The sequence below is a fragment of the Spiroplasma sp. ChiS genome (genome assembly GCF_002968355.1).
Lineage (GTDB): Bacteria > Bacillota_I > Bacilli_A > Mycoplasmatales > Mycoplasmataceae > Spiroplasma > Spiroplasma citri.
In genome coordinates, this window is the sequence record NZ_PUUH01000280.1 from 1 (window position 1) to 624 (window position 624).

Annotated in this window: 2 protein-coding genes; both read left to right on the forward strand. The window is 26.1% G+C overall.

The window, feature by feature from the left end; all coding sequences use genetic code 4:
• The first annotated feature begins 107 nt into the window (after positions 1-107).
• Positions 108-230 (forward strand): hypothetical protein, encoded by a 123-nt coding sequence (locus tag C6B38_RS11980; RefSeq protein WP_255401097.1) that lies wholly within the window; start codon positions 108-110, stop codon positions 228-230.
• 62 nt (positions 231-292) lie between these two features.
• Positions 293-624: hypothetical protein (locus C6B38_RS06945; protein ID WP_146693355.1), on the forward strand; the 332-nt coding region annotated here is incomplete at its 3' end.

Genomic DNA, 624 nt, shown 5'->3' on the forward strand with positions numbered 1-624 from the left:
ACAAAAATAAATCAGACCCAATCAGCAACAAGAAATATTCGTTTAGAAGAAATAGAAGCAAATAAATCATTTGAAAATAATGATGATGCGATTTTATGAGATTAAATATGGAAACTAATAAATATATTTTATGTTATCGTTCTGAAAAAGGTAAACGACCATGTAAAACTCCTCTTGGTGAATATATAACTGGTATTGATGTTGAAGATGTCAATATTAAATCTACTTAATACTGAGAATATTATAAAACTTTGGTTATTGTAATCAATTATTACCTTTTAATGAAGAAATAATGCGTAGTAAATATGAACAAATAAAATATATTGAAAAATGAAATATGAAAATTATTATTCATTATTCTAGTTGAAGATTAAATTATGAACTACCACAAGATAAAGTTAATGAACAATTAAGATTAGAACAATTAGATATTGAAAGAGCAAGAGTGTGGAGTTGAGGTTTACCAGACAATACTAGTGGGTTAATTTTTGCAAGATATATTGATATTATGCAAGCAACAGATATTATACAACCAACAAAATTATTAGGTGGTGTTGACTTAGCAAACTCTACTAGTCCCAAAGGACATACAACAGCAGCTAGTTTTTGAATATATAATTCATT